Origin of the sequence: Collinsella sp. AF29-7AC, from assembly GCF_003475665.1 — a bacterium.
Classification (GTDB): Bacteria; Actinomycetota; Coriobacteriia; order Coriobacteriales; family Coriobacteriaceae; genus Collinsella.
This window is the reverse complement of record NZ_QRQX01000036.1, coordinates 1425-7820: the sequence shown is the minus strand read 5'-3', so window position 1 is coordinate 7820 and position 6396 is coordinate 1425. Positions and strand designations below refer to the sequence as shown.

5 protein-coding genes are annotated in these 6396 nt (G+C 61.0%); 4 read left to right on the top strand and 1 reads right to left on the bottom strand.

The features are described 5' to 3' along the window. Positions 1 to 233 precede the first annotated feature (233 nt). Entirely contained in the window at positions 234 to 2081 is a 1848-nt protein-coding gene (glmS, locus tag DWZ15_RS10080) for a glutamine--fructose-6-phosphate transaminase (isomerizing) (protein ID WP_118450787.1), read from the top strand. 114 nt (positions 2082 to 2195) lie between these two features. Here the strand turns inward: glmS and DWZ15_RS10075 are convergent, their stop codons facing one another. Continuing rightward, the gene (locus DWZ15_RS10075) at positions 2196 to 2897 is read right to left on the bottom strand and encodes a GntR family transcriptional regulator (protein WP_089573503.1); all 702 of its coding nucleotides are present in this window, start codon (positions 2895 to 2897) and stop codon (positions 2196 to 2198) included. A 192-nt stretch (positions 2898 to 3089) separates the two neighbouring features. Here DWZ15_RS10075 and DWZ15_RS10070 point away from each other — a divergent pair, with 192 nt between their 5' ends. The 3 genes from DWZ15_RS10070 (at position 3090) to DWZ15_RS10060 (ending at position 6268) form a co-directional block, all read left to right on the top strand. Beyond that, positions 3090 to 4124, top strand: a complete 1035-nt coding sequence (locus DWZ15_RS10070; RefSeq protein WP_118450785.1) for a YeiH family protein — start codon at positions 3090 to 3092, stop codon at positions 4122 to 4124. A 265-nt stretch (positions 4125 to 4389) separates the two neighbouring features. After that, entirely contained in the window at positions 4390 to 5607 is a 1218-nt protein-coding gene (locus DWZ15_RS10065) for a helix-turn-helix domain-containing protein (protein WP_118450783.1), read from the top strand. An 85-nt stretch (positions 5608 to 5692) separates the two neighbouring features. Continuing rightward, a complete protein-coding gene (locus DWZ15_RS10060; protein WP_147330255.1) occupies positions 5693 to 6268 on the top strand; it encodes a hypothetical protein in 576 nt (191 codons plus the stop codon). Positions 6269 to 6396 lie beyond the last annotated feature (128 nt).

Below are 6396 nucleotides of genomic sequence, written 5' to 3'. Positions count from 1 at the left end.
TGTTCGCTTCTAATAAAGAAGGCCAAGATTCGGGACGCAGTTCAAAAGGTGCCTGTCCCCATTGTGGCGGTTTGGACCGGCTGGGCATGTGTGCATCGGGTGGTATCTAAGTTGAGATACCACTTCTGGTATATCAGCTTGCGCTTGCGTGAGTACAATACTCGAACGTTATACGTCTCAGCGCCCCCTGTGCGTGGACGTCTTGCAGTCACGCGAACGAAGGGATTTATCCTATGTGCGGAATTGTCGGCTACACCGGCTCTGATATTGCAAAGAACATCCTGGTCACGGGTCTTAAGCGTATGGAGTATCGCGGCTATGACTCCTCGGGCGTCGCGCTCGAGGTGGGTGAGGGCGCCGCGGCGCACCTCGACGTCATCCGCCGCGTGGGCAAGGTCGCGGGCTTGGAGAGCGAGCTTTCCAACATCGACAGCGACGCTACCTGCGGTATCGGCCACACCCGTTGGGCCACCCACGGCAAGCCCTCCGTCGTTAACGCCCATCCCCACACCAGCTGCGACGGTCGTATCGCCATCGTCCACAACGGCATCATCGAGAACTTCGCCGAGCTGCGCGAAGAGCTGGAGGGCCGTGGTCACCACTTTAAGAGCGAGACCGATACCGAGGTCTTCGCGCATCTGATCGAAGAGGCTTATGCCGAGACGCACGACCTGATGGCCTCCGTGCGCGAGGCTTGCACCCACGTGGTCGGTGCCTATGGTCTGGCCGCCGTGTGCGCTGACGAGCCCGGCGTGATCGCCGTGGCCCGCAAGGATTCCCCGATCGTAGTCGGCGTGGGCGAAACCGGCTCCTATGTTGCTTCCGATGTCATCGCGCTCATCGACGCCACCCGCGATGTCGTGGTGCTCGAGGACGGTCAGTTTGCCAAGCTCACGCCCGCGGGCGTCGAGTACACCGACGAGGCCGGCAACGTCATCGAGCCCAAGGTCACCCACATCGACTGGGACCTGGACATGGCAGAAAAGGGCGGTTATCCCGACTTTATGCTCAAGGAAATCCACGAGCAGCCGCGCGTCGTGCGCGATACGCTGGTGGGCCGTATGACGCCTGCCGGCGAGCTCGATATCGACGAGCTGGGCCTGTCCCTCGAGGAACTCAACGATATCGACCGCGTCTACGTGATCGCTTGCGGCACCAGCTATCACGCTGGCCTCATTGCTAAGAATCTCATTGAGGGCTGGGCTCGCATCCCCACCGAGGTTGAGGCGGCCAGCGAGTTCCGCTACCGCAACCCCATCATTACGCCGACGACGCTTGTTGTGGCCGTGTCCCAGTCGGGCGAGACGGCCGATACCCTTGCCGCCATTCGCGACGCGCGCATCAAGGGTGCCAAGGTCTTCGGCATCACCAACGTGGTGGGCAGCCCCGTGGCGCGTGAGAGCGACGGCGTCATCTACACCAAGGCCAACAAGGAGATCGCGGTCGCCTCGACCAAGAGCTTCATCGGCCAGGTCGTGAGCCTCACGCTTTTGGCCCTGCTGCTGGCGCAGGTCAAGTACCGCCTGACCACCAAGCAGGCGCGCATGCTGTTCCGCGAGCTTTCCGATACGGCCGAGCAGATCCAATGGATCTTGGATACGCAGACCGAGGCCGTGCACGAGGCCGCGCTTGTCTGCAAGGACGCGCAGTCCGCGCTGTTCGTGGGCCGCGGCATGGGCGCCGCTATCTCCTACGAGGGCGCTCTCAAGCTCAAGGAGGTCAGCTACCTGCACGCCGAGGCCTACGCCGCCGGCGAGATGAAGCACGGCCCCATCGCCCTGATCGACCCGGGCTTCCCCGTCATCGCGGTGGCCACCAAGAGTGCCACCTACGACAAGACCGTGTCGAACCTCATGGAGTGCAAGGCGCGCGGCGCTAAGGTGATCGTGGTCGCTACTGAAGGCGACGAGGAGATCAACAAGATTGCCGACTGCATCATTCGCGTGCCGGCCGTCCGCGACGTGTTCAGCCCCATCACGGCGAGCGTCCCGCTGCAGCTGCTCGCCCGCGAGGTCGCCATCCTGCGCGGTTGCGACGTTGACCAGCCCCGCAACCTGGCGAAAAGCGTCACGGTCGAATAATCGAGTTCCGTCGTTCTAACAACTAAGGCCCGGCTCCGCATCAAGACGGAGCCGGGCCTTGTTGCATTTGCCCAGATAAAACCTGCCAAAATAAACCTGTCCCTTTTTGGCAGGTTAGCGAAGCTTGCTGGTCTCGAAGTACTCGGGGAACTGGTCCAGGACCTCGGTTTGGTTGCGGAACATCATATGCAGGTGCTTGCTGACCAAAAAGCTCGCCTCGATGGGGTCGCGACCGGCGATGGCGCGGCGGATTTGCTTATGCTCGTTAACAGTCTCCTGATTGTCGAGCGTCTGTGTGGCGGCGCGCAGCCAGCGGAAGCGCTCCAGGTCGGCATTGGTCTCTTCGAGCCACGACCACACGGTGCTACGGCATGCGATGCTAAAGATCATGCGGTGCATGAGGTTGTCGCTTAAAAAGAAGCCGATGCGATCCTCTTCGGCCATGGCCTTTTCCTGCAACGCGATGGCCCGGTCGAGCTGCTCGACGCCTGCCGAGGTGGCGCGCGCGCAGCACTCTACAATCACCTGTTTTTCCAGGTGCTCGCGAATGTAGCAGGCACTCTCGGCAAGGGTGAGGTTGATGGGCGAGACATAGGTGCCGCTTTGGGGCACGGTGCGCACCAGGCCCTCTTGCGCCAGACGCACCAGTGCCTCGCGCACAGGGGTGCGCCCCATATCCAGGTCGTCGCACAGCTGCTTGACGCCCAGCTTTTCGCCCGGTTTGTAGTCCAGATAGACGATCTTGCGTCGAATGGTGTGGTAGGACTGGTCCTGTAGGCTCGTTTCTTGCTCGCCGATGTGCATCGATTCTTCCATAGCGCCTCACAAACGTTCTTCCACACTCATATGTCGGTTGTTTATTATGCCGCGAATCAGTTCTCTGCGGTGGAAATACAATCGCCGCCCGATAACTTTTGCGACATTTTTGCCTGCGTTTGTACGGGATTGTGCTCAACGTTGCCGTATCATAAGCCGTCGCAAACGTGAAAGAGAAAGAAGGAATCCCATATGCAACTGGCGAATATCGTACGCGAGCGCTGGAAGGGTGTCTTGTTCTGCCTGATCATCGCTATCCCCGCAACGCTGCTCGGCAAACAGATTGAGGTGGTCGGTGGGCCGGTATTCGCCATCCTCTTCGGCATGGTTCTGGCGCTCGTCTTTCCCAAGAATCGCCGCGAACAGCTCGCCGTCGGTGTCACCTATACGTCTAAAAAAGTCTTGCAGTACGCGGTTATCCTGCTTGGCTTTGGCATGAACCTCTCCCAGATTCTGTCCAAGGGCGCCCAGTCGCTACCGATTATCGTGGCGACAATCTCGACCTCGCTTGTTGTCGCCTTTGTGCTCTGCCGCGTTATGAACGTGCCGAGCAAGATCGCGACGCTTGTGGGCGTGGGCTCGTCAATTTGCGGCGGTTCTGCCATCGCCGCGACCGCGCCCGTCATCGATGCCGACGATCGCGAGATTGCCCAGGCTATTTCGGTCATCTTCCTGTTTAACGTTATCGCGGCGCTCGTGTTTCCGACGCTCGGCGGTATGCTCGGGCTGACCAACGAGGGCTTTGGCCTGTTTGCCGGCACCGCCATCAACGACACTTCGTCCGTAACGGCTGCGGCGAGCGCTTGGGACAGCATGCATCCCGGCGCCAATGTGCTCGAGAGCGCCACGGTGGTCAAGCTCACCAGGACGCTGGCCATTATTCCCATCACGTTGGTCCTCGCATGCTGGCAGATGCATCTGGCGCGCAAGGCCGGCGGCGACGCCAAAAGCACGTTCTCGCTTAAACGCGCGTTTCCCATGTTTGTGCTGTTCTTTGTGCTGGCGAGTGTAATCACCACGGTGCTTCAGCTTCCCGTGTCCATCACGGCGCCCATCAAGGAGCTGTCGAAGTTCTTTATCGTGATGGCCATGGCGGCTATTGGCTTTAATACCGATATCGTCGAGCTGGTCAAAAAGGGCGGCAAGCCCATCGCGCTGGGCTTTTGCTGCTGGATTGGCATTGCGTGCATGAGTTTGGGAATGCAGCACGTGCTGGGAATCTGGTAGAGAAGTAGCTTATTTGCGTGCTGCATGCTGGTGAGCGCATGCCTGCGGTGGAGCGATAGGAGCTCTTGCGGGTATGGCTTGTCCGCAGGTTTATAGGTCCCGAAGAGCTCTTATCGCCCCGCCAGGATGGCGATGCGGGGCAACTCATATACTCGCAGGACGGCGGCCTCTGCCCTATAGTGTTTGGTGAGCAATATCGTTCAATTTTGAAACACTCGCCCGCGCGGCCGTCGGTGGCGGCGTGGCGTCGAGGACGGGACGCAATATGAACAGTGACGCCAAGCTACAAATCTTGATCGAGGCCTTGGCTGCTGCCGGGGCCTCGGCGTTGGCAATCGATGGGCATGGACACGTGGCGATTTCGACCATGGATGATGTCGCGCTCGAGCAAGATGTCGCGGCATTTGTCGCCGAGCGCCTGGGGCGCGTGGGCAACGGCACGCGCCTGGTGATGGGGCATGCGGGAGGGCGCTTGAGCCTCACGGTGCGTCCGGTCGCCAAGGAAGACGGCGCGCTTTGGGTGGTCGTGATCCGCGAGGTGCGCGGTGTGGCGGCACACGCGGGCATTGAGTGGCTTAACGCAGATGAGGTCGAGGCGCGCTACGAGGCAAGCGCGTACGGCATTGTCGAGGGTGCCGCTGCGGTCTCTGGCCCCGTCTGCGAAAGCTATGCCCGCGGCGTGCCCCTCATGTTGGAGGGCGAGCTGGGTGCCGGCCAGGCAGAGATTGCAAAACGCCTCTATCTGGATGGGCCTTATGCTGACGAACCCTTTGTGTCCGTGGCACTTGACGAGCTCACAGATCGCGGCTGGCGCCATCTGCTCAAAAGCTCGGAATCGCCGCTGTTCCAGGCAGGGCTGACCCTTTGTATTGGCGGCTGGCATGCACTTTCGCCGCAGCGTCTGCGCGAGCTTGTCTCTACGATGACCGACACGGCGCTGGCCGCGCGTTGCCATGTGGTTCTGACGGCAAACGATATGCCGGGCGGTGGCGAAAGCGAACAGGCCGCTTTTGTAACCGAGCGCTTGGCGTGCGCAGTGAGTGTGGCGCCTGCGATTGCCGAGCAGGGTGGCGCATCGAAAAAGGTCGCGCAGTATTTGTCGTATCTGTCAGATGTCTTTGGAACTGCCGCTCCGAGTATGTCTGAGGAGGCTGCCTCGACACTCAACGGCTATCGCTGGCCACGTAACTATCTGCAGCTTCGCGAGGTCTCGGAACGACTCTATATATTAGTAGGGCCGGGTGTGGCGGAGCGCACGGTGGCGGAGGAGGTGCTCGCCCAGGAAGACGTCATCAAAACCGCAACCTTTGGCACTCCGACGCTCGACAGCGACCTGTATATCCTGCGTCCACTGACCGATACCGAACGCGACATCGCGCGGCTGGTCGTAGGCTACCTTCAGGGCAACCGGACCCGCGCTGCCGAGGTGCTGGGAATAAGCCGCACGACCCTGTGGCGCTTGCTGAAGGACGACGACCGCTGAGCGAGGCGCTCGTGACCGCATGCAGCGCGTGTGCTACAGTCCAAAGCGGTAATGTTTCGATTGCGTTACGGCGTGCGGGGGGTGTATGACGGAGACTTCAAAACCAAATCGGGCTCGAAAGCCCACGGCGCCGGTCAACCGTCGCACGACTTCGCGGACGTGGGGCAAAAGCGCCTCAGGCTTCGACGGCTCGTTCAAACGCACTAGATATGGCTATCCTTCGGCAAGCGCTCGCTTGGCCATGCAGGCCGAATCGTCGCTGTGGGGCCGTAAGCGTGTGGTGGGGTCAAAGCTCAAGCACGATGGAACGCTCGGCTTCATTAGCCGTGGCGCTGCTCGCCGTAGCGGCCTCAATCCCGCAGGCTGGCATCGCTATGTTCCGATCGCGGTCGTTGTTGCGGTGGTTGTCATCGCGCTCGCGGCGCTTGGTTACGCCGGCGGCGGGGCCGACCTGAGTGCGATGTTCGGGTCTGCTGAGCTCGCGCATGCCGGCACGGAGCTTGTCGAGGGCGCTCAGGCCCAGACGGGCGTGGCGCCTCAGCGTGGTATCGTTGCGGCGGCCTCCACCATCGCCGACGCGCAAAAGGACGAGGACGAACAGGGCGACAGCGCCGAAACGATCCACGCGAACGAAACGACGACAACTCCATCGGCAAGATAAGTTGCGAGTAGAGCAGCAAATTTGGGACGGGGCCTTTTAGCTGCCCAAGTGCCAGATGTCACCAGTGGCGCACCCGATGTCAGTCACCAACAGCGAGCGAGCCGCATTTGCGCCAAGGTGACGTGAAA

Coding starts and splice junctions, on each gene's coding strand:
- glmS (WP_118450787.1), top strand. CDS start 234: ATGTGCGGAATTGTCGGCTACACCGGCTCTGATATTGCAAAGAACATC.
- DWZ15_RS10075 (WP_089573503.1), bottom strand. CDS start 2,897: ATGGAAGAATCGATGCACATCGGCGAGCAAGAAACGAGCCTACAGGAC.
- DWZ15_RS10070 (WP_118450785.1), top strand. CDS start 3,090: ATGCAACTGGCGAATATCGTACGCGAGCGCTGGAAGGGTGTCTTGTTC.
- DWZ15_RS10065 (WP_118450783.1), top strand. CDS start 4,390: ATGAACAGTGACGCCAAGCTACAAATCTTGATCGAGGCCTTGGCTGCT.
- DWZ15_RS10060 (WP_147330255.1), top strand. CDS start 5,693: ATGACGGAGACTTCAAAACCAAATCGGGCTCGAAAGCCCACGGCGCCG.